Below are 20,634 nucleotides of genomic sequence, written 5' to 3'. Positions count from 1 at the left end.
GCGCCGGACAGCGGTCACTCCGCCTTCCCCAGCACCTCTCCCGCGGTGACCCGGCGCAGCGCGGCCGCCAGGTCCCGGCCCGTGGGCATGCGGTCGGGCGTGAGCAGTGACTGGACCATCAGGCCGGTGAGCAGGGCCTGGTAGAAGGGGCCGACGACGCGGGCGGCCTCCGCGTCGACCTCGGTGTCCGGCACCCCTTCGAAGATCGCGACGAGTCCCTCGCCGCCCTCCGGGAGCACTTCACCGATCGTCTCGCGCAGGGCCGCGTCCCGCGGCAGCAGCCCCAGCACCTCGACCTGCGCGGCGATGAACTCCCGCTCCGTGGCGATCCGTTGCAGGAACAGGTCCCAGACCGCGGCGAACCGCTCCAGCGGCTCGGCGTCGGCCGGCACCGCCTCGTCACCGGCCGGCACCTGGGCGACTCCGGCCCCCCACTCCTCACTGGACGCGATGATCGCCTGACGCATCAGGGCGTCCTTGGAGCCGTAGTGGTATCCGATGGAGGCGAGGTTGGCGCCGGACGCGGCCACGATGTCGCGGGCGGTGGTGCGCGCATATCCCTTCTCCAGGAGGCAGCGCTTGGCGCCCTCCAGAAGATCTTCACGGTGTCCCATGAAGGCAGCCTATCGCCCACACATACGCTCGTACCAGACACCCGTTTTAGACGTACGTATACGTCCTCTGGGGGCAGTCCTCACCGCGGCCGGTCCGGCCCCTCGCGGCCACCCCCCGCACCGTCACCCGGCCACCCTTCGCGCCCGCGCGGGCCGGACCGGCCGCGCTCGCCCTCCTCGGTGCCGATCTCCCGCTGCTCCTGCTCCTTGCCGCGCGCGGTGTCGCCGGTGTCGGCCGCCCGCGTCCCGGCGCCGGCTCCCGCGCCCGCCATCGGCCCGCCTACCGGCGTGCCGCGCTCGCCGGGCATGGGGCCGGGGGGTGCGGCCTCCCCCGCCGCCCGGGGGCCGGTCCACGACGCGGGACCGCCCGGGTCGGCGGTGCCCGGGTCGGCGGTGCCCGGGTCGGCGGTGCCCGGCCGGGCCATCCCGTAATGGCGGTACAGCTCGGCTTCTTCGGAGGGGTCGAGATGGCCGTCGGCATCGATCCGCGGCGCGTGCTTGATGGTCTCCTTGGCGTGCGGAACATGCAGTTCGTCGCCGGTCCGCCGGGCCCCGGCGAGCGGGATGAAGGTCTCCTTCATGCCGAACAGCCCGGTACGCACCGTGATCCACTCGGGCTCGTTGGTGGCATCGTCCCGGTAGACCTGCTGGACCTTGCCCACCTTCGCGCCGTCCGCATCGACCACGTGCAACCCGGTCAGACTCTGCGGGGCATCACCCAGGGGTGCATTCATGGCGTCTCTCTCCTTCCGCACGCACCGGCGGGGGCACGCGCAGTTCCCATTGCGCGACGCGAACATCTCCGCTGCGAATCGGGCGGACCGGCGGCGGACGGCTCCGGCGGCCCCACGACGGCGCCGACGGCTCCCGCGCGCCCACCCCCGGATAGGCCATTCGAGTGAATGCCGGAGCGGTGCGACCACGCCGGACGCCCGCTCGCGGACCGCGCCGGCGCCCGTACGATGCGGGCACGCCAACGGGCCCGGCCCCCGCGAAAAGCGGGGACCGGGCCCGTTGACCTGCGAAGACCTGGCGGTCAGTCGCCGAGGTTCACCGCGCGCACCGAAGTCGCGCCGATCTCGTCGGCGATCTCGCTGAGCACGTTCGGCGGAATGGTGTCGTCGACGGTCAGCGCGACCAGCGCCTCACCACCGACATCCGCCCGCGAGACCTGCATATTGCCGATGTTGATACCCGCCTCGCCCAGGATCCGGCCGACGGTGCCGACGACACCGGGGCGGTCGCTGTAGCGGAGGAACGCCATGTGATCGGCGAGCGACAGGTCGATGGAGTGCTCACCGACCGCGACGATCTTCTGGATGTTCTTGTGGCCGGCCAGCGTGCCGGAGATCGACACCTCGTCGCCGCCCGCGAGGGTGCCGCGCACGGTCACCACATTGCGGTGCTCGGGCGACTCGCTGCTGGTCGTCAGCCGCACCTCCACACCGCGCTCCTGCGCGAACAGCGGGGCGTTGACGTAGGACACCGTCTCGTCCACGACGTCCTCGAACACGCCCTTGAGCGCGGAGAGTTCGAGCACCTTGACGTCATGCTGAGTGATCTCGCCGTACACCTCGACATCGAGGCGCATGGCGACCTCGCCGGCCAGCGCGGTGAAGATCCGGCCGAGGCGCTCGGCCAGCGGCAGTCCGGGCTTGACGTCCTCGGCGATCACGCCGCCCTGGACGTTGACCGCGTCCGGCACCAGCTCGCCGGCCAGCGCCAGCCGCACCGACTTGGCGACCGCGATACCGGCCTTCTCCTGCGCCTCACCCGTCGAGGCACCGAGGTGCGGGGTGGCGACGACCTGGTCGAACTCGAAGAGCGGAGAGTCCGTGCAGGGCTCGACGGCGTAGACGTCCAGGCCCGCGCCGGCCACCCGGCCCTCCTTCAGCGCGGTGGCCAGCGCCGCCTCGTCGACGATGCCGCCCCGCGCGGCGTTGACGATCCGGACCGACGGCTTGACCTTGTGCAGCGCCTCGTCCCCGATGAGACCGACGGTCTCCGGCGTCTTGGGGAGGTGCACGGTGATGAAGTCCGAGACCTGGAGCAGCTCGTCGAGGGTCAGCAGCTTGACGCCCATCTGCGCGGCACGGGCCGGCTGGACGTAGGGGTCGTAGGCGACGACCTTCATGCCGAACGCCGACATCCGCTGGGCGACCAGGACGCCGATCCGGCCGAGGCCGACCACACCGAGGGTCTTCTCGCTGAGCTCGACGCCGGTGTACTTGCTGCGCTTCCACTCGCCGTTCTTCAGGGCGGTGTTCGCCTGGGGGATGTTGCGGGCCGTGGCGACCAGCAGACCGCAGGCCAGCTCGGCGGCGGTGACGATGTTGGAGGTCGGGGCGTTGACGACCATCACGCCGGCCTTGGTGGCGGCGGAGACATCGACGTTGTCCAGGCCCACGCCCGCGCGGGCGACGACCCGCAGCTTCCTGGCGGCGGCGATGGCCTCGGCGTCGATCTTCGTCGCGCTGCGCACGAGGACGGCGTCGACGTCGGCGATGGCGGGCAGCAGCTCGGCGCGGTCCGCGCCGTTGCAGTGCCGGATGTCGAAGTCCGGGCCGAGGGCGTCGACGGTGGCGGGCGACAGCTCTTCGGCGATCAGTACGACAGGTTTCGAGCTCACGTGGTCTTCAGTCCTCACTTGTCCTTCGCGGACGGCCGTCCCGACGGCCGAAGGCGGTGAAGGGGGGATGCCGCGTGGAAGACGCACGACGCTGTGAGCCTGACGCGCTTGTGCTTGGCAGTGTAGTGGCGGTGGGGGGCGCGTCCTGTGCCGTTGCGGAAGGATCACCCGTGCGTGGTTCTACGCGGCGGACAAGGCGCCGCGGGGCGCCATGGACGAGGGGGCCGCGGCATCGCCGCGACCCCCTGTCACCGGGCTTACGCCTCGTCGTCCACCCAGCTCATGAGCTTGCGGAGCTTCTTGCCCGTGGTCTCCAGCAGGTGGTCCTCGTCGGCCTTCTTGTACTCGTTGTACTTCGGCAGACCGGCGTTGTACTCGGCCATCCAGTTGTTGGCGAAGGTGCCGTCCTGGATCTCGGCGAGCACCTTCTTCATCTCGGCCTTGGTGTTCTCGTTGATGATCCGCGGACCGGTGATGTAGTCGCCCCACTCGGCGGTCTCGGAGACCGACCAGCGCATCTTCTCCAGGCCGCCCTCGTACATGAGGTCCACGATCAGCTTCAGCTCGTGGAGGCACTCGAAGTACGCGATCTCGGGCTGGTAGCCCGCCTCGACCAGGGTCTCGAAGCCGGCCTTGACCAGCGCCGCGGCGCCACCGCAGAGCACGGCCTGCTCACCGAACAGGTCGGTCTCGGTCTCCTCGGTGAAGGTGGTCTTGATGACGCCGGCGCGGGTGCCGCCGATGCCCTTGGCGTAGGAGAGCGCCAGCTCGAACGCCTTGCCCGAGGCGTCCTGCTCGACGCCCGCGATGCAGGGCACACCGCGGCCTTCCTCGTACTGGCGGCGGACCAGGTGGCCCGGGCCCTTGGGGGCCACGAGGGCGACGTCCACGTTGGACGGCGGCTTGATGAAGCCGTAGCGGATGTTCAGACCGTGGCCGAAGAACAGCGCGTCGCCGTCCTTCAGGTGGTCCTTGATGGACTCCTCGTAGACCTTGGCCTGGATGGGGTCCGGCACCAGGATCATGATGACGTCGGCCTCGGCGGCCGCCTCGGCCGGAGTCACCACGCGCAGACCCTGCTCCTCGGCCTTGGCCTTGGACTTGGAGCCCTCGTGCAGACCGACCCGCACATCGACACCCGAGTCACGCAGCGACAGCGCGTGGGCGTGGCCCTGGCTTCCGTAGCCGATGACCGCGACCTTGCGGTTCTGGATGATGGACAGGTCGGCATCGTCGTCGTAGAACAGCTCGGCCACTTCGGGTATCTCCTTGGATCTAGCGGGTGCCCACACAGTACGTCGGGCGGGGCGGGGAAGGGCGGTGGGTCTCGCCATGCGGTCCGGTCGGACCACGGCGATCAGGCCGTACGGTCCAGTGCGCGCAGCGAGCGGTCGGTGATGGACCGGGCGCCACGGCCTATGGCGATGGTTCCGGACTGCACCAGTTCCTTGATGCCGTACGGCTCCAGCATCTTGAGCATCGCCTCCAGCTTTTCACTGGATCCGGTGGCCTCGATCGTGACGGCCTCGGGCGAGACGTCCACGGTCTTGGCGCGGAAGAGCTGGACGATCTCGACGATCTGCGAGCGGGTCTCGTTGTCCGCGCGGACCTTGACCAGGACCAGTTCGCGCTGGATGGCGGAGCCGGGCTCCAGCTCGACGATCTTCAGCACGTTGACGAGCTTGTTGAGCTGCTTGGTGACCTGCTCCAGTGGCAGCGACTCGACGCTGACCACGATGGTGATGCGGGAGATGTCGGGGTGCTCGGTCACCCCGACCGCGAGGGAGTCGATGTTGAAGCCGCGGCGGGAGAACAGGGCGGCGATCCGGGCGAGGATGCCGGGGGTGTTCTCCACCAGGACGGAGAGCGTGTGCTTGGACATGGTCTTCTCTCTTCTTCCGTGCGTCCGTGACGTCCTGGGCTCAGTCGTCTTCGTTGTCGCCGAAGTCGGGACGCACGCCCCGGGCGGCCATGACCTCGTCGTTGGAGGTGCCGGCGGCGACCATCGGCCACACCTGCGCGTCCTCGTGGACGATGAAGTCGATCACGACCGGGCGGTCGTTGATGGCGTTGGCCTTGGCGATCACCGCGTCCAGCTCCGCCGGGTCCTCACAGCGCATCGCGACACAGCCCATGGCCTCGGACAGCTTCACGAAGTCCGGGACGCGGGTGCCGCCGCTGGCCTTGCCCGCGGTCACCAGGCCGTTGGCCTCGGGGCCGCTGTGCAGCACGGTGTTGGAGTAGCGCTGGTTGTAGAACAGGGTCTGCCACTGGCGGACCATGCCCAGCGCGCCGTTGTTGATGATCGCGACCTTGATCGGGATGTTGTTCAGCGCGCAGGTGACCAGCTCCTGGTTGGTCATCTGGAAGCAGCCGTCGCCGTCGATCGCCCAGACCGTGCGGTCCGGCTGCCCGGCCTTGGCGCCCATCGCGGCGGGGACGGCGTAGCCCATCGTCCCGGCGCCACCGGAGTTCAGCCAGGTGGAGGGCTGCTCGTAGCCGATGAAGTGGGCGGCCCACATCTGGTGCTGGCCGACGCCCGCGGCGTAGATGGTGTCGGCGGGGGCGAGCTCGCCGATCCGCTCGATGACCTGCTGCGGGGAGAGGCTGCCGTCCTCCGGCAGGTCGTAGCCGAGCGGGTAGGTCTCGCGCCAGCGGTTGAGGTCCTTCCACCAGGCGGTGTAGTCGCCCCGGTGGCCGGCGTCGTGCTCGGCCTGGACGGCGACGATCAGGTCGGCGATGACCTCGCGGGCGTCACCGACGATCGGGACGTCCGCGGCGCGGTTCTTGCCGATCTCCGCCGGGTCGATGTCCGCGTGCACGACCTTGGCGTACGGCGCGAAGGAGTCGAGCTTGCCGGTGACCCGGTCGTCGAAGCGGGCGCCGAGGGTGATCAGCAGGTCCGACTTCTGGAGCGCGGTGACGGCGGTGACCGAACCGTGCATCCCGGGCATGCCGACATGCTGCGGGTGGCTGTCGGGGAAGGAGCCCAGGGCCATCAGCGTGGTGGTGACGGGGGCGCCGGTCAGCTCGGCGAGCACCTTGAGCTCGGCGGTGGCACCGGCCTTCATCACGCCGCCGCCGACGTAGAGCACCGGGCGCTTGGACTCGACGATCAGCCGGGCGGCCTCGCGGATCTGCTTGGCGTGCGGCTTGGTCACCGGGCGGTAGCCGGGGAGCTCGGTGTGCGGCGGCCAGGCGAAGGTGGTCTGCGCCTGGAGCGCGTCCTTGGCGATGTCGACCAGGACCGGGCCGGGGCGGCCGGTGGCGGCGATGTGGAACGCCTCGGCGATCGTCCGGGGGATGTCGGCGGGGTCGGTGACCAGGAAGTTGTGCTTGGTGATCGGCATCGTGATGCCGCAGATGTCCGCCTCCTGGAAGGCGTCCGTGCCGATCGCCTTGGACGCGACCTGACCGGTGATCGCGACCAGCGGGACGGAGTCCATGTGGGCGTCGGCGATCGGGGTGACGAGGTTGGTGGCACCCGGGCCCGAGGTGGCCATGCAGACCCCGACCTTGCCGGTGGCCTGTGCGTATCCCGTGGCGGCGTGACCGGCGCCCTGCTCGTGGCGCACCAGGACGTGCCGGACCTTCGAGGAGTCCATCATCGGGTCGTACGCGGGAAGGATCGCACCGCCGGGGATGCCGAACACGGTGTCGGCCCCGACCTCCTCGAGCGAACGGATGAGGGACTGCGCACCCGTGACGTGCTCGACGGTGGCGGGCTGCTGCGGTCCGCCGGCGTTACGGGCCCGCGGCTGCGGATGGTGGGCCCCGGAGGCCTGCTCGGTCATCTGCGTCTCTTCTCGAAGCTGAGGGTTTTGACGGGATTTGTGAGGTTGCTGTGCAACAAAAAACCCCCCGTGCCAGGTGGCAAGCGAGGGGAGCGCGTCGGTGCGATGAGCCGGGTTCGTCAGGACCCGGCTTCAGCCGACGCGCTTTCCAAGTACGAGAATTCGGGTGCGCATGGCACTGACCCTCCCCCCGCCGTGCACCGAGTGTCAAGTGGGTGGGACGGAGGTCTCACTATTTGAGCGCAATGGCGGATGCACAAGCGATTCCGGACCCACCGGGCCGCCCTGCCGGGCGGGCAGACCGCTGCCGGTGAGCACCACCGCGCGGCCCTTCCCCGCCAGGTCCGGTACCGGATAGTGGGCGTGCGTCAGGGACCGCCGCAGCCGGTGTTCGTCGAGCGGCCCGGAGAAGGCCGTGCCCATGCCGTGCGTACAGCCCATGGAGCGCAGCGCGAGCACCTGCTCGGGCAGATCGACACCGTCCGCGACGGACTGCATGCCCAGGTCACCGGCGATCCGCAGCAGCCCCGCGGTGATCTTGTGCAGCCGCGCTGACTCCACCACGCCGTCCACCAGCCCGCGGTCCAGCCGCAGCACGTCGACCGGGAGCCGGCGCAGCGCGCTGATGGCGGCGTACCCGCTGCCGAAGCCGTCGAGGGCGATCCGTACGCCCAGACGGCGCAGCGCGATCAGCCGGCGCTCCAGGTCGTCCAGCGGGAGGCGGGGATCACTTTCGGACAGTTCCACGACGAGCGCGCGCGAGGGGAGGCTGTGCCGGGTCAGCAGCGACTCGACGCCCTTGGGGGACAGTGCGTGGTCCAGCAGGCGGCGGGCGGAGAGCCGGACCGCGACCGGCACCGGATAGCCGGCCCGGTGGCGCGCCGCGGCCTGCTCGACGGCCTCCTCCAGCTGCCAGCGGTCCAGCTCGGCGGCGCGGTCACCGTCGTCGGCGAACCGGCCGCGGTCGCCGACCCGCAGGAATTCGGCCGGGGTGAAGAGAATCCCCTGGGCGGAGCGCCAGCGGGCGTGTGCCGCGACCGCGGTGACCCGTCCGGTGGCCAGCTCCACGACGGGCTGGTGCAGCAGCGCGAAGGCGCCGTCGTTCAGCGCCGTACGGAGTTTGCCGACGAGCTCGGCGCGGTGCGCGACCTCGTCCTGCATCTGGGGTGCGTACAGCTCCACCCGGCCCTTGCCGGCCTGCTTGGCGCGGTACATCGCCAGGTCGGCGTTGCGCAGCAGGCCCGCGGGGCTCACCCCGGGCTCGGCGAAGGCGACACCGATACTGGCCGCCACCCGCACGTCCCGGCCGTCGATTCGGTACGGCTCGGAGAGCTTGATGCGCAGCCGGTCGGCGATCTCGTGGATACGGAACTCACGGGCGGCCCGGTCGCGGGTGCCGTCGCCGGTGATCAGCGCGGCGAACTCGTCGCCGCCCAGCCGTGCCGCTATGTCGCCGGAGCGCACCGAGTCGGCGAGCCGGCGGGCGGCCTGCACCAGCAGTTCGTCGCCCGCCTGATGACCGATGGTGTCATTGACCTGCTTGAAGCCGTCGAGGTCGATATAGAGCACCGCGGTGTCGTGGTCGCTGGCCCGGCGGCCGGTGACGGCCTGGGTGACGCGTTCGGTGAACAGCGCGCGGTTGGGCAGGTCGGTGAGCGCGTCGTGCGAGGCGTTGTGCTGGAGCTGGGCCTGGAGGCGGACGCGTTCGGTGACATCGCGGGAGTTGAAGATCAGGCCGCCCTGGTGGCGGTTGACCGTGGATTCGACGTTCAGCCAGCCGTCGCCGCCGGAGCGCTGCTCACCGGCGCGGAAGCGGCACTCGATACGGGTGGTCGGTTCGTCCTCGGGGGCCGCGGCGAGGAATCTGCGGACCTCGTGCACCACCCGGCCCAGGTCCTCGGGGTGGATCAGCGAGGCCAGCTCGGAGCCGACCAGTTCCTCGGCGTCACGGCCGTAGACCCCGGCGGCGGCCGGGCTCACATAGCGGAGCACACCGGTCGGGGCGGCGATCATGATGACGTCGCTGGAGCCCTGCACCAGGGAGCGGAAGTGGTTCTCCTTCTGCGCCAGTTCCTGGGTGAGGGTGATGTTGTCGAGCAGCATGATGCCCTGGCGGACGACCAGTGCGAGGACGACCGTGCAGCCGGTGAAGAGCACCACGCGGTCGATGCGCCGCCCGTCGAGGACATTGGTGAGGATGCCCAGCGTGCAGACCGCGGCGGCGAGATACGGGGTCAGCGCGGCGAGCGAGCCCGCGATGGGGCGGCTGCCGTGCGGCGGGACCCGGCGGGCGGCGGGCTTGACGTCCTCCTCGGTGCGCTCCTCCCCCGCGCGGCGGGCGACCCAGGGCGCGTAGGCGAGCAGCATCGAGCCGGCGAACCACCCAGCGTCCAGGATCTGGCCGGAGCGGTAGTGCTCGCGCAGCAGCGGAGAGCTGAACAGGGCGTCGCACAGCACCGTCAACGCCAGTGCCGCGACCGCGGTGTTGATGGCCGAGCGGTGCACGGAGGAGCGCCGGAAGTGCAGCGCCAGCACCATGCTCACCAGCACGATGTCCAGCAGCGGATAGGCCAGCGAGAGGGCGCTCTGGGCCACGCTGCGGCCCTGGAAGTGGGCGGTGTGCGCGAGCGCGAGGCTCCATGAGAGAGTGACCAGCGATCCGGCGATCAGCCAGGAGTCGAGCCCCAGGCAGACCCAACCGGCCCTGGTCACCGGCCTCTTGGCGAGCACCAGCAGGCCCACGATGGCCGGCGGCGCGAAGAGCAGGAAGCAGAAGTCGGCCAGGGAGGGGCTCGGTACCGTGACCCCTTCGATGACCTCGTACCAGCCCCAGACGCCGTTGCCGAGGCCGGCCATCCCGGAGGACGCGGCGAACAGCATCCAGGCCGGGCGGAAGCGGCTGCGGCGCTTGCGGGCGTACAGCCCGCAGGAGACGGCGGCCAGCAAGGCCGCGAAGCTGAGGCCGAAGTCCCCCATGATCGCGGCGACTTCGCGCGATCCCCAGCCGAACGCGGCGCCGACGGCATAGCCGCCGCAGACCACCGCCAGCACGATCTGCGGCACGACGCTCGGCGGGTTGCCGGCCGGTGCCGGCGACCTGGAGAGCATCGCCCCGGGGGCGCTCACCGGACTCTCCCGCTCACCCGCACCGGGCGCCGCTGCGAGCGATGCTCCTGGGGGCCGCGCAGTATTCCCGCGGGCGCTCGTGGATCGTGCTTCTCGCCACTCGTCCATCGGCCGTACATCGCCCGTCGCCCCCCTCGAGTCCCGGATCGTTCGCACGCGCCGCGTCGTTCCCGGCGTCGTCCCCGCTCGGACGATACACCAGTTCCGTCACTCAGGGACATAGCATCTCTACGGAGCGTGACTACGAGCGAATGGCGAACACTCCTTGCAGTCGTACGGCCTCGTAGTGCTACCCGCAACCGGTTTCAGTCGGCGGTGGCGACCACGTTCCGCAGGGGCTCGCCGGCCGCGAAAAGCGTCAACTGGTCCCGGATCAGCCGCTTCGCACGGGGCAGGTAGGCAGAGCTGGGGCCACCGACGTGTGGAGTGACGAGTACGCCGGGAGCGTGCCACAACGGATGTCCGGTGGGCAGGGGTTCCGGATCGGTGACATCGAGCGCCGCGTACAGCCGTCCGGCTTCCAGCTCGGCGAGCAGTGCCCCGGTGTCGACGACTCCGCCGCGTGCGACGTTCACCAGCAGTGCGCCGTCCTTCATCTGCGCCAGGAAACCGCTTCCCACCAGGCCACGTGTGGCGTCGGTGAGCGGAGTCGCCAGCACGACGACGTCCGCTTCGGGCAGATGGGCGGACAGGTCGGAGAGTGGATGCACAGGACCGCGCACTGTGTCACGAGCGGTGCGTGCGATGCGCACGACCCGCGCACACTCAAAGGGTGTGAGCCGGTCTTCGATGGCACTGCCGATCGAACCATAGCCCACAATGAGGACCGACTTGTCGGCCAGCGCCGGCCGGAAGACCGGCCGCCACTCCCCCGCGTCCTGGGCCCGGACGAAGCCCGGGATGTCGCGCAGCGCCGCGAGGATCAGGGTGAGCGCCAGCTCGGCGGTGCTGGCGTCGTGGAGCCCGCGGGCGTTGCACAGCTGGGCGCCGGACGGCATGTCGGACAGCCCCGGGAGCAGGTTCTCGGTGCCGGCGGTGAGCGCCTGCACCACCCGTACCCGGCTCATCCGGGGCAGCGGGCGCCGGAGGATCTCCGCGCTCTTCATGTACGGGACGGCATAGAAGACACAGCGGGCGGGGTCGGCCGGATAGTCGGGGCCGGCGTCCCAGTGGACGTAGTGGAGCCCGTCGGGGAGCCCCTCGATCTCGTCGGGCGGGATCGGGAGCCATACGTCGTGCGCATCGGTGTGCTGGTCCGCTGTTGCCATGCCCCGAGGCTATGCGAAGAGACGTTCTGTTCAGACGTTAGTTTGGTCTGGCCCTTGACCGGGGGCGAGGGGACGGAGGCACAACCAGGTGGAGCGCAGGACAATCGGTGCGGCGGCCCTTGACGTGGGGGCCATCGGGCTCGGCTGTATGCCGATGAGCTGGGGGTACACCGAGTCGCAGCGCAGCTTGGACAGCTCGCTGCGGGCCGTGCACACCGCGCTGGACCGGGGGTGCAGCCTGCTGGACACCGCCGACATGTACGGCCCGTTCACCAATGAGCTGCTGGTGGGGCGGGTGCTCAAGGAGCGGCGGGCGGACGCGTTCGTGTCGACCAAGTGCGGGCTGCTGGTGGGTGAGCAGCACATCGTCGCCAATGGGCGGCCCGGTTACGTCAAGCGGGCCTGCGATGCCTCGCTGCGCCGGCTGCAGACCGACCGTATCGATCTCTACCAGCTGCACCGGCCCGATCCCGAGGTGCCCATCGAGGAGACCTGGGGGGCGATGGCGGAGCTGGTGGCCGCCGGGAAGGTGCGGTCGCTGGGGCTGTGCGCGGTGGGCGCGCGGGCGGTCCGGCCGGCCCGCGCGGCCCGTACGGAGCGGCGGCCGGCCGGGCGGGCGCGTCCCCGGTCCCGGATGCATGACGGGACGCTGGCCCAACTGGAGCGGATCCAGCAGGTGTTCCCGGTCAGCAGTGTGCAGGCCGAGCTGTCGGTGTGGTCGCCGGAGGCGCTGGAGGCGCTGCTGCCGTGGTGCGAGTCGCGGGGTGTCGGCTTCCTGGCGGCGATGCCGCTGGGGAACGGCTATCTGACCGGCACCCTCACCCCGGGGCAGGGCTTCGAACCGGAGGACCTACGGGCCCGCCACCCCCGCTTCACCGCCGAGATGATGGCCGCGAACCAGCCGGTGGTGGCCGGGCTGCGGCGGATCGGGGCCCGTTACGGTGCGACGCCGGGGCAGGTGGCGCTGGCGTGGACGCTGGCGCAGGGCCGGCATGTCGTCCCGGTCCCGGGTACGAAGAAGGAGCGCTGGGCGGCGCAGAACGCCAAGGCCGTGGAGCTGACGCTCACCCGCGAGGATCTGGCGGAGATCGCCGCGCTGCCCCCGGCGCGCGGGTCCTGGTACTAGGAGCGCTCCGGGGGGGGGAGGGCCGGACCGGCCGCGGACGTGGCGTCCCCTGGTGTCGCGGTGGCCCTTCGTGCCCGCGGGCCCGCGCGGCCCGCTCGCGACCGCGCCGGGCGCACCGGATCATGGCAGGTGGGAGTGGCTCCGGAGCGTGTATGGCGCGGCGCCGTGGCGCCCGATGTGGTGTTCTGGTCCACGCCCTGCCGACGAGAGGACCCTGCCGTGCAACGCCGTTCCCAGACCGCCGTGTTGGCCACCGTTTCGCTGCTCCTGGCAGCGGGCTGCTCGTCCGGCGGCGCACAGCCCGAGGGCGGCGGCTCCTCCGCCACCCCGTCGAAGAGCGCCGCCGCCTCGCCGGGCGCCACACCGCAGTCCCCCGTACCGCCCGCCAAGGGCTCGGTGAAGGTGACCCGCACCCTGACGACCGGGCTGACGTCGCCGTGGGGGGTGGCGGTGCTGCCGGGCGGGGATCTGCTGGTGGCCTCCCGTGACACCGGAAAGATCGTCCGGGTCTCGGCGGACAGCGGCAAGAAGACCGAGCTGGGGTCGGTGCCGGGCGTGGACCCCGGGGGCGAGGGCGGGCTGCTGGGGATCGCGGTGTCCTCGGCGTTCGGCGCGGACCACCAGGTGTACGCGTACTTCACCACCGCGTCCGACAACCGCATCGCGCGCATGAACTACGACGAGAAGCGCCCGCCGGGCAATCAGCTGGGCGCGCCCGACACGCTCTTCAAGGGCATCCCCAAGGGCCAGGTCCACAACGGCGGCCGGATCGCGTTCGGCCCCGACAAGATGCTCTACGTCGGCACCGGCGAGACCGGTGACAGCGGGCTGGCGCAGGACAAGGACTCCCCGGCCGGCAAGATCCTGCGGATGACGCCGGACGGCGAGCCGGCGCACGGCAACCCCGAGGCGGATTCGGTGGTGTACGACTACGGCCACCGCAATGTGCAGGGGCTGGCCTGGGACGGCGACAAGCGGCTGTGGGCCTCGGAGTTCGGGCAGGACACCTGGGACGAGCTCAATCTCATCGAGCCGGGCAAGAACTACGGCTGGCCGGAGGTCGAGGGCCGGGCCAAGGGCGGGTCGAAGGGCCCCGGGTTCGTGAACCCTGTCGAGCAGTGGAAGACCGCGGACGCCTCGCCCAGCGGTATCGCCTTCGCCAAGGGCTCGGTCTGGATGGCGTCGCTGCGCGGCGAACGGCTGTGGCGGATCCCGCTGGACGGGACGAAGCCGGTGGCCGCTCCGCAGGGCTTCCTGAAGGGCACCTACGGACGGCTGCGGACCGTCGTGGCGGCCGGCGACGGCACGTTGTGGCTGGTCACCAGCAACACGGACGGACGGGGCACCCCACACAAGGGCGATGACCGGATTCTCCGCCTCAAGGTGAGCTGATCCGGCAGATCCCCTTTTCGGGTGTCCTGCCTAGACTCGGGGGCAGGGGGACGGGTGCGCGCACACCGAAGAGGGGGCAGGGCACCATGTTCAACATCGCGGAAGAACTGTTCGCACCGGGGCGCAAACACACCGACGAGGAGCGGCAGCGGATGTCACTCGTCGTCGATGACGTGGGCGACGGCGACCCGGGGAAGGGCCCGATCGATCTCGCCTCGGGCACCGTCGTCGTCCGGACGGCGCCACCGCGGCAGGACCGGGACACCGAGCCGTCCCGGGGCGTGGCCGGGCCGGGCGCCGGGTCGTCGAACGTGCCCTAGCCGGCCGCCGGTTCGCCGAAGAGGCGCAGGCGGTGCGCCACCGCGCCCGCCTCGCCCCGGCCGGAGACGCCCAGCTTGGCGAGGATGTTGGAGACATGGACGCTGGCGGTCTTCGGGGAGATGAACAGGGCGTCGGCTATCTGGCGGTTGCTGCGGCCGTCGGCGACCAGCCGCAGCACCTCGCGTTCGCGCGGGGTCAGGCCGAGGGATTCGGCGGGGGCGGTGGAGGGCGCGGGTGCCCCGGCGGCGGCGCGGGTGCTGCCGGGGGCGGTCCCGGCCGTGGCGTCCGGTATCAGGCCCGGCAGCGGGACGCGGGCCCGCTGGGCGAGGAGTTCGAGTTCGTCGGCGAGCGGGCGGGCACCCATCGTCACGGCGGCGGTGTGCGCCTGGGTGAGCAGGAGGACGGCGGCCTCCCGCGGGGTACGGCCGTGCAGTCCGGCGGTGGCCCGCTCGCTGCCGTGGAGGAGTGATTCGGCCCAGCGGTAGCAGGCACGGGCGAGTTCGTGCGGGCGCTCCAGGGGCTCGAAGGCGGCGACCGCCTCGGCCCAGGCGTCGGGGGTCTCGCGGCCCTCGGCACGGCGGAGTTCGGCGTCGACCGCGCGGCCGTACGCCGACCAGACCGGGCAGAGCCGGGGCAGCCGCTTGGCCGCGTCCCGGATACGGGCGAGGATCGCGGCCCGGCCGGGCTCGGCGGCGGGCAGTCCGCGGGCGTCCGCCTCGGCGGTGGTGGCCGCCCACAGCAGCGGCCAGGTATAGCGCTGGGTGCCGGGCGGGAAGCCGGCGTCCAGGGCCTGCTGGAGGATGCTGCGGGCGTCCAGGAGGCGGCCCTGGCGGGCGGCGATGCGCAGGGCGTGCCGCGCCATGACGAGGGCGTGCTGCGGCTGGGGGTCGTGGGTGCCGTAGTACTCCTGGGCGACGGCCAGTTCGCGTTCGGCCTCGGCGAGGTCTCCTTCGTCCAGCGCGAGAGCGGTGCGGCGGCTGGCGGCCAGTGCGAGGGCGCGGGGGTTCTGCGCGAGGCGGCGGGCGTCGGCGGCGGCCCGGCCCGCCTCCTCCCAGCGGCCCAGCGACTGAAGGGATTCGGCGCGGTTGCCCAGCACCCAGCTGGTGCTGTCCTTGAGGCCGTAGCGGGTGGTGAGTTCGACGCCCTGGTCGGTGACCTCGACGGCTTCCCGGGAGCGGCCGACGCCTTCCAGCGCGGAGGCGAGGTTGACCTGGCCGCGGCCGATGACGGCGAAGTAGCCGCGATCGACGGCGCGCTCCAGGCTCGTGCGGAACTCGGCGATGCCCTCGTCGACATCGCCGGCGTCGACCCGCAGCCCCGCCAGGGTCAGCCGGGAGTTGAGCTCGGCCTCCTCGTCGCCGACCAACTGGGCGAGTTCCACCGCCCGTTCGGCCGTCGCGAAGGTGCCCGGTCCCGGTTCGTGCAGGACCTCCCAGCCGGCGACGGCGGCCAGCACCTCGGCATGCACGGAGGACGGCGGCAGTCCGCGGACCAGCTCCTGTGCGGTGCCGAGGTCCTCCCAGCCGTTGCCGCGGCCGGTGCCCTGGCAGAGGCGGGAGCGCTGTACCAGGAACCAGGCCGTGCGAAGGGGGTCCTGCTCGCTGCGCAGCGAGCGCAGGGCGCGCTTGGTGATCGTGAAGGCCCGTTCGATGTCGCCGGACAGCCGGGCGGCGACCGCGATCTCGGCGAGCAGGTCGAGGAAGCGCAGGGCGTCGCCGTCATGGCAGCCACAGGCCGGATACGCCTCGGCGTAGTCGACCGGGCGGACCCCCTGGCGGACCTCGGTGGGCGCGTCGTCCCACAGCTCCAGGGCGCGGTCCAGCAGCCGCAGCTGCTCGGCGTACGCATGGCGGCGGCGGGCCTGTACGGAGGCGGCGAGGACGGCGGGCAGGGCCTTGGCGGCGTCATGGGCCTTGTACCAGTAGCTGGCCAGCCGGGCGGCGCAGACCTCGGCGCGGACCAGGGAGGGGCTGGCCTCCAGGGCTTCGGCGTAGCGGCGGTTGAGGCGGGTGCGCTCACCGGGCAGCAGATCGTCGACGACCGCCTCGCGGGCGAGGGCGTGCCGGAAGCGGTAGCCCGTGCCGTCCTGGGTGGGCACGAGGGTGTTGCTGCCGACGGCTGCCCGCAGCGCCTCGATGAGGTCGTCCTCGGGCATCCGGCAGACGGCGGAGAGGAGTTCGTGTTCGACGGTGGAGCCGCCCTCGGCGGCCGTGCGCACCACCCGCTGGGCGTCCTCGGGCAGCGCCTCGACGCGGACCAGCAGCAGATCGCGCAGGGGGTCGCTGAGGCCGTGCAGCGCGCCCTCGGCGAGGCCGCGGGCCAGTTCCTCGACGAAGAAGGCGTTGCCCTCGGAGCGCTTGAAGACCCGGTCGACGGTGTCCTCTTCCGGGTCGCTGCCGTTGATCCCGGCGATTTGGGAGCGGACCTCCTCGCGGTTGAAGCGGGCCAGTTCGACGCGCCGGACCGTGCGCATCCGGTCGATCTCGGCGAGGAAGGGGCGCAGGGGGTGGCGGCGGTGGATGTCGTCGGAGCGGTAGGTGGCCACCAGGAGGACGTTGGCGTCGTGCAGCGCCCTCAGGAGGTAGGCGAGCAGCTCGCGGGTGGAGCGGTCGGCCCAGTGGAGGTCCTCGATGACGAGGACGAGGGTGCGGTCGGCGGCGAGCCGCTCCAGGAGGCGGGCGGTCAGCTCGAAGAGCCGGGCCCGGCCGATCTCCTCGTCATGGGCCTCGCCGGGCGTCTCCCCCAATTCGGGCAGGATGCGGGAGAGTTCGCCCTCCTGTCCGGCGACGGCGGCGGCCAGCTCGTCGCGCAGATGCCAGTTGAGGGTGTGCAGGATCGCGGAGAACGGGGCGAAGGGCAGTCCCTCGGAGCCGATCTCGATACAGCCGCCGAGCGCGACGAGCGCGCCCCGGGCCCGCGCGGACTCAGCGAACTCCTCGATGAGACGCGTCTTTCCGACCCCTGCCTCACCCCCGATCAGCAGGGCCTGGGGTTCGCCGGACGCCGCGATGCGGTCGAGCGCGTCCCCCAACGCGGCGAGTTCGGCCGCTCGGCCGACGAACACGGGACTGACGGACCTGGTCTCCACGCCGCTGAGCATCGCACAGGGGTCTGACAATCCGGCAGGGGGTTTTGCTGCGGGGAACGCCTGACCCGGTACGCGGAACGCCCGGCCCGGTGCGGTGAGCACCTGGGGCCGGGCGTGCGGGGGCCGGGCCGGCCGCGGGGCCGGGGTGGGGGTGGCACGGGGGCCTCGCGGTCAGGCGGTGGCGCGGCGGATCCGCGCCCGCCGGCCCCAGGTACTCACCCGCCCCTCGGGTTCGTCGGCCCCGGAGCGGGCGGCGCCGCGGCGCCCGGCACGCCGGGCCTCGGTCGCCTCGCGCTCCAGGCGCTGCCGGTCGGCCCGGCGGCGCAGCTCTTCGTAGCGGACCCGCAGCTCCAGCTCGGAGTGGAACATGGTGTCTCCCCTGATGGTGGTGAGGTGGTGCCCGACGGTTCGTCGAGTGGCTCCAGCCTCGTCTCCCAGGGGGGTCCGCCACATCGGGAGGCTGCCCGATCTTCGTGTCCGTACGGTCCTTAGGAAGCGGCGGCGGCGGACGGAGGGGTGCCTAGGGAGGGTCTCCGGGGGCCGTAGGGACCCCGGAGAACGGCTGCGGTGAGGGTCAGTCGCGGCAGGGCGGATCCTGTCGCTTCGGTGCCGTCAGGCTGTACGCCCCGCAGGCGACCACCGCTTCGGGCTCGCCGGCCGACTGCCGGAGGATCACCAGGGTCTTCCGCTTCGGGGGGCCACTGCTGAACTCGGAGAAGCTGACGAAACCGGTGGCACCGTCGAAGGTGATGTTGTTTCTCAGGGCGGTCAGAACGGATTCCCGCCGCACGGAGCTGCCCGCGTTGTCCACGGCCCTGGACAGGACGTGGAAGGCGTCGTAGGAGACCGCGGAGTGCCCGTCCTGCCGCCAGGGGTCCTGCGGATACTGCCCGTTGTACTGGCGCACGAACGCCTTGGTCTTCGCGCTGGCGCGCTGGTCCTCCTCGGGGAGGCGGTGCGCGGAGTGGTACAGCCGGAGCCAGTCCTTGTCGGCATACTGGCCGGTGAGCGCCACATTCGTCAGCTCGTTGCCGCCGAGCACGGTGAGATCGTTCTCGATGCAGGTCCCGTTGGTGTCCATGGCTCTGACGAAGGCCGTGAAGTCCTTCGCCCGTGCGGTCCAGTAGACGGCGGTGTCCGGTTCGGCCTTCAGGGCCTGGCACACCTGGCCGACGAGCTGGTCGGCCGTGGTCGCCTTCTGCGTACCCGCTTGTGTGGCGAAGGGCTGTGAGTCCTGGCGGAAGCTGATGACCGTCTCACCCCCCTTGAAGGCATGCTGGAACCTCTCGGCGAGGCTCTCGCTGTAGAGGTCGTCGGGGGTCCGTACGATCACCGCGTGCCCGGCGGGAACGCATTCCACGGGCGCGTGCGGGTCCGTCTGCCCCGGCTTCGCCACGAGGGGGGAATGGGCGGCGAAGGCGGCCTCGATGCCTGCTTCCGTGCTGTTGGCCGGGGTGAAGGGCCAGTAGGAATCGCTCTGTTGCATCTCGTCCGCCGTCGCGGTGGTGCCGACCACCGGCATGCCGATGGCGCCCAGTTCCTTCACGGCCTGCTGGGTCTCCTTGGTGCTCTGCGCGAAGCCCAGGACGCCGACGATCTGCTCGTACGCCTTCCCGGAGTTCTCCTGCCCGACTTCCCGGACGAGGTCACGCACGGCGCGGACGGCTTGCCGGAAGCCCGCACCGGCCTGCCGCACTTCCACCCGCAGCGGTACCCGGGAGGCGTCCGAAGCGGCGTCCTCGATCAGCCGCTGCTGCCACATCGCGACCCCGCGCAGTTCGGGGATGGCACCGTCGAAGATGGTGTCCTCGGCACTCGTCGGAGGGGTCGATTCGAAGAGCACGACGGTGCGCACCGCGCGGTCCCCGGCGTACTTCTCGGCCTCTCCGTTCTGCTTGTCGATCCGGTCCAGCGCATCCTGGTACCACTGCTGCGGCCTGACCTCGACGCGCTCGGTCTGGCTGCCGGCCGCAGCCGGCCGGTCCCCGCCCACGCACCGGGTGTCCGGCGGCGTTTCCCAGAAGCCGGGTGCGAGGGCGCCGCCCACCAGGAGCGTGGCCAGCGCGGCCAGTTCGACGGCGGTCACGGCGCGCCAGCCGATCGTGAACTTCCGCGGCTGCACCGGGGGGATCTGCAGCCCGGGGCGCTCGAAGGGCTCGTCCTCCAGGGGCACCACGACCGGCCGCGGGTTGCTGGAGTGGAGCAGGCTGCTCGCCCGGCGGAGGTTGGTGCGTTCCACGCCCAGATCGGCCTGCAGGGAGCCGGAGGGACGGCCGACCGCGATGACGAGCGGGCCGGGCCCGGCCGGCCCGGCCTGAAGGGTGTGGAACGCGCGCAGGAACCGCTCCGCCGCGTCGGCTCCCGGGGCGCCCTCCGGCGGAATCTCCACCAGCAGTACGGGGCGGGCCACCCTTCGGCGGCGCTTGGGCAGCAGCCGTCCGACGGCGGGTTTGCTCAGGTCCTCCAACAGGGCGCGCATCAGGAGGAGTTCGAGGGCGGCGAGGCCCTCCTTGTGGCGCGGATGGCTGGGCTCCAGACTCAGCCGGGGCGACTGGCGGGCCCCTACCTGGTCGAGGAGTTCGAACACCGGCGCCCCGCCGGCGGTCGCGTTGAGGTGTTTGCCGAGCCAGCCGCTCCGCTTGGACCTGACGAGCCGGCGGTTCTGCCGACGGGCCCAGATCCACCGGGGCAGGGCCCGGGTCAGCGAGTGCCATACGAGCCCGACGAAGAAGCCGTACACCCCGCCGATGGGCGCGGTATCCGTGCCGCCCATGTGCCACAACAGGCCGGGGAGGCCGCCCCGTTCGGCCCGCCGGCGGTAGACGTGGTCGCGTAACTTCCGCGCCCCCAGGCCGCCGCCGCCCGGACGGCTTTCCTGTATCTGGGCGACGACATCCGCCATCAGCCAGAAGTTGGGGAACCGGTCGGGGGTCGAGCGCCGGGGGATGTCGAATCCGAGGCCCGTGCCCGCCTGGACGGTCAGCAGCGGCACCTCGTCCTCGGCGTACAGCACCGTGTGCGGAACGCGCTTGTACTCGGGGCCCAGTGCCCAACGCAGCGCTTCGAGGACCCGGTGGGTGTGGGACTCCGGGGAGTCCGCCGACGTACCGAGGATGAGCAGTGGCGGCTTGTTCTCCAGGAGGTCGCGCCGGGCGGGGTTCACGGCGGTGCGGTACTCGCGGATGAAGTAGTCCGCTCCGGCATCGTCGGGGAAGGAGGAGGGTTCGACGGAATTGTTCGCGGATCTCACCTCAAAGGTCTCACTAACGATCTACG

14 protein-coding genes are annotated in these 20,634 nt (G+C 71.6%); 3 read left to right on the top strand and 11 right to left on the bottom strand.

Features of this window, described 5'->3' with window-relative positions; translation table 11 throughout:
* Positions 1-14 precede the first annotated feature (14 nt).
* From ACZ4XD_RS12790 to ACZ4XD_RS12755, 8 genes are all read right to left on the bottom strand, one after another.
* Complete coding sequence (locus ACZ4XD_RS12790; protein ID WP_468041331.1) at positions 15-614, bottom strand: TetR/AcrR family transcriptional regulator; 600 nt, start codon at positions 612-614, stop codon at positions 15-17.
* 80 nt (positions 615-694) lie between these two features.
* Positions 695-1,348, bottom strand: a complete 654-nt coding sequence (locus ACZ4XD_RS12785; protein WP_468041328.1) for a PRC-barrel domain-containing protein — start codon at positions 1,346-1,348, stop codon at positions 695-697.
* Positions 1,349-1,650: 302 nt separating this feature from the next.
* A complete protein-coding gene (serA, locus tag ACZ4XD_RS12780) occupies positions 1,651-3,243 on the bottom strand; it encodes a phosphoglycerate dehydrogenase (RefSeq protein WP_387237226.1) in 1,593 nt (530 codons plus the stop codon).
* Positions 3,244-3,500: 257 nt separating this feature from the next.
* Entirely contained in the window at positions 3,501-4,499 is a 999-nt protein-coding gene (gene ilvC, locus ACZ4XD_RS12775) for a ketol-acid reductoisomerase (protein WP_468041324.1), read from the bottom strand.
* A 101-nt stretch (positions 4,500-4,600) separates the two neighbouring features.
* Positions 4,601-5,125, bottom strand: a complete 525-nt coding sequence (gene ilvN / locus ACZ4XD_RS12770; protein WP_018087233.1) for an acetolactate synthase small subunit — start codon at positions 5,123-5,125, stop codon at positions 4,601-4,603.
* A 40-nt stretch (positions 5,126-5,165) separates the two neighbouring features.
* The gene (locus ACZ4XD_RS12765; RefSeq protein ID WP_468041319.1) at positions 5,166-7,037 is read right to left on the bottom strand and encodes an acetolactate synthase large subunit; all 1,872 of its coding nucleotides are present in this window, start codon (positions 7,035-7,037) and stop codon (positions 5,166-5,168) included.
* A gap of 207 nt (positions 7,038-7,244) precedes the next feature.
* Positions 7,245-10,163 carry a putative bifunctional diguanylate cyclase/phosphodiesterase gene (locus tag ACZ4XD_RS12760; RefSeq protein ID WP_468041317.1) on the bottom strand — a complete coding sequence of 973 codons (2,919 nt, stop codon included), beginning with the start codon at positions 10,161-10,163 and terminating at the stop codon, positions 7,245-7,247.
* 305 nt (positions 10,164-10,468) lie between these two features.
* Positions 10,469-11,431 carry a 2-hydroxyacid dehydrogenase gene (locus tag ACZ4XD_RS12755; RefSeq protein ID WP_468041315.1) on the bottom strand — a complete coding sequence of 321 codons (963 nt, stop codon included), beginning with the start codon at positions 11,429-11,431 and terminating at the stop codon, positions 10,469-10,471.
* A gap of 88 nt (positions 11,432-11,519) precedes the next feature.
* Between ACZ4XD_RS12755 and ACZ4XD_RS12750 the strand changes: the two genes are divergently transcribed.
* The 3 genes from ACZ4XD_RS12750 to ACZ4XD_RS12740 all read left to right on the top strand — a co-directional run bounded on the left by ACZ4XD_RS12750 (position 11,520) and on the right by ACZ4XD_RS12740 (position 14,269).
* On the top strand, positions 11,520-12,557 hold the full coding sequence (locus tag ACZ4XD_RS12750) for an aldo/keto reductase (RefSeq protein ID WP_468041313.1): 1,038 nt from the start codon (positions 11,520-11,522) through the stop codon (positions 12,555-12,557).
* Positions 12,558-12,776: 219 nt separating this feature from the next.
* Positions 12,777-13,949, top strand: coding sequence for a PQQ-dependent sugar dehydrogenase (locus ACZ4XD_RS12745; protein WP_468041311.1), 1,173 nt, complete (start codon positions 12,777-12,779; stop codon positions 13,947-13,949).
* A gap of 86 nt (positions 13,950-14,035) precedes the next feature.
* Positions 14,036-14,269 (top strand): DUF6191 domain-containing protein, encoded by a 234-nt coding sequence (locus tag ACZ4XD_RS12740; protein ID WP_468041308.1) that lies wholly within the window; start codon positions 14,036-14,038, stop codon positions 14,267-14,269.
* On the opposite strand, the gene ACZ4XD_RS12735 is transcribed toward ACZ4XD_RS12740, so the two are convergent.
* The 3 genes from ACZ4XD_RS12735 to ACZ4XD_RS12725 form a co-directional block, all read right to left on the bottom strand.
* Positions 14,266-17,370: a helix-turn-helix transcriptional regulator gene (locus ACZ4XD_RS12735; protein ID WP_468041306.1), complete on the bottom strand. Its 3,105-nt coding sequence runs from the start codon at positions 17,368-17,370 to the stop codon at positions 14,266-14,268. The genes ACZ4XD_RS12740 and ACZ4XD_RS12735 overlap by 4 nt on opposite strands.
* 159 nt (positions 17,371-17,529) lie before the next feature.
* A complete protein-coding gene (locus ACZ4XD_RS12730; protein ID WP_468041303.1) occupies positions 17,530-17,727 on the bottom strand; it encodes a hypothetical protein in 198 nt (65 codons plus the stop codon).
* Positions 17,728-17,932: 205 nt separating this feature from the next.
* A complete protein-coding gene (locus tag ACZ4XD_RS12725; RefSeq protein ID WP_468041301.1) occupies positions 17,933-20,608 on the bottom strand; it encodes an ABC transporter substrate-binding protein in 2,676 nt (891 codons plus the stop codon).
* Between the last annotated feature and the right edge of the window lie 26 nt (positions 20,609-20,634).

This window comes from Streptomyces sp. NPDC029466 (genome assembly GCF_055574515.1).
The sequence above is the reverse complement of the archived record's forward strand: the minus strand, read 5'-3'. Positions and strand labels throughout refer to the sequence as shown.

Excerpts from the sequence above, each read along its gene's own strand:
- ilvN (WP_018087233.1), bottom strand. The coding sequence starts at position 5,125 with ATGTCCAAGCACACGCTCTCCGTCCTGGTGGAGAACACCCCCGGCATC.
- ACZ4XD_RS12735 (WP_468041306.1), bottom strand. The coding sequence starts at position 17,370 with ATGCTCAGCGGCGTGGAGACCAGGTCCGTCAGTCCCGTGTTCGTCGGC.
- ACZ4XD_RS12730 (WP_468041303.1), bottom strand. The coding sequence starts at position 17,727 with ATGTTCCACTCCGAGCTGGAGCTGCGGGTCCGCTACGAAGAGCTGCGC.
- ACZ4XD_RS12740 (WP_468041308.1), top strand. The coding sequence starts at position 14,036 with ATGTTCAACATCGCGGAAGAACTGTTCGCACCGGGGCGCAAACACACC.
- ACZ4XD_RS12785 (WP_468041328.1), bottom strand. The coding sequence starts at position 1,348 with ATGAATGCACCCCTGGGTGATGCCCCGCAGAGTCTGACCGGGTTGCAC.
- ACZ4XD_RS12790 (WP_468041331.1), bottom strand. The coding sequence starts at position 614 with ATGGGACACCGTGAAGATCTTCTGGAGGGCGCCAAGCGCTGCCTCCTG.
- ACZ4XD_RS12765 (WP_468041319.1), bottom strand. The coding sequence starts at position 7,037 with ATGACCGAGCAGGCCTCCGGGGCCCACCATCCGCAGCCGCGGGCCCGT.
- ACZ4XD_RS12755 (WP_468041315.1), bottom strand. The coding sequence starts at position 11,431 with ATGGCAACAGCGGACCAGCACACCGATGCGCACGACGTATGGCTCCCG.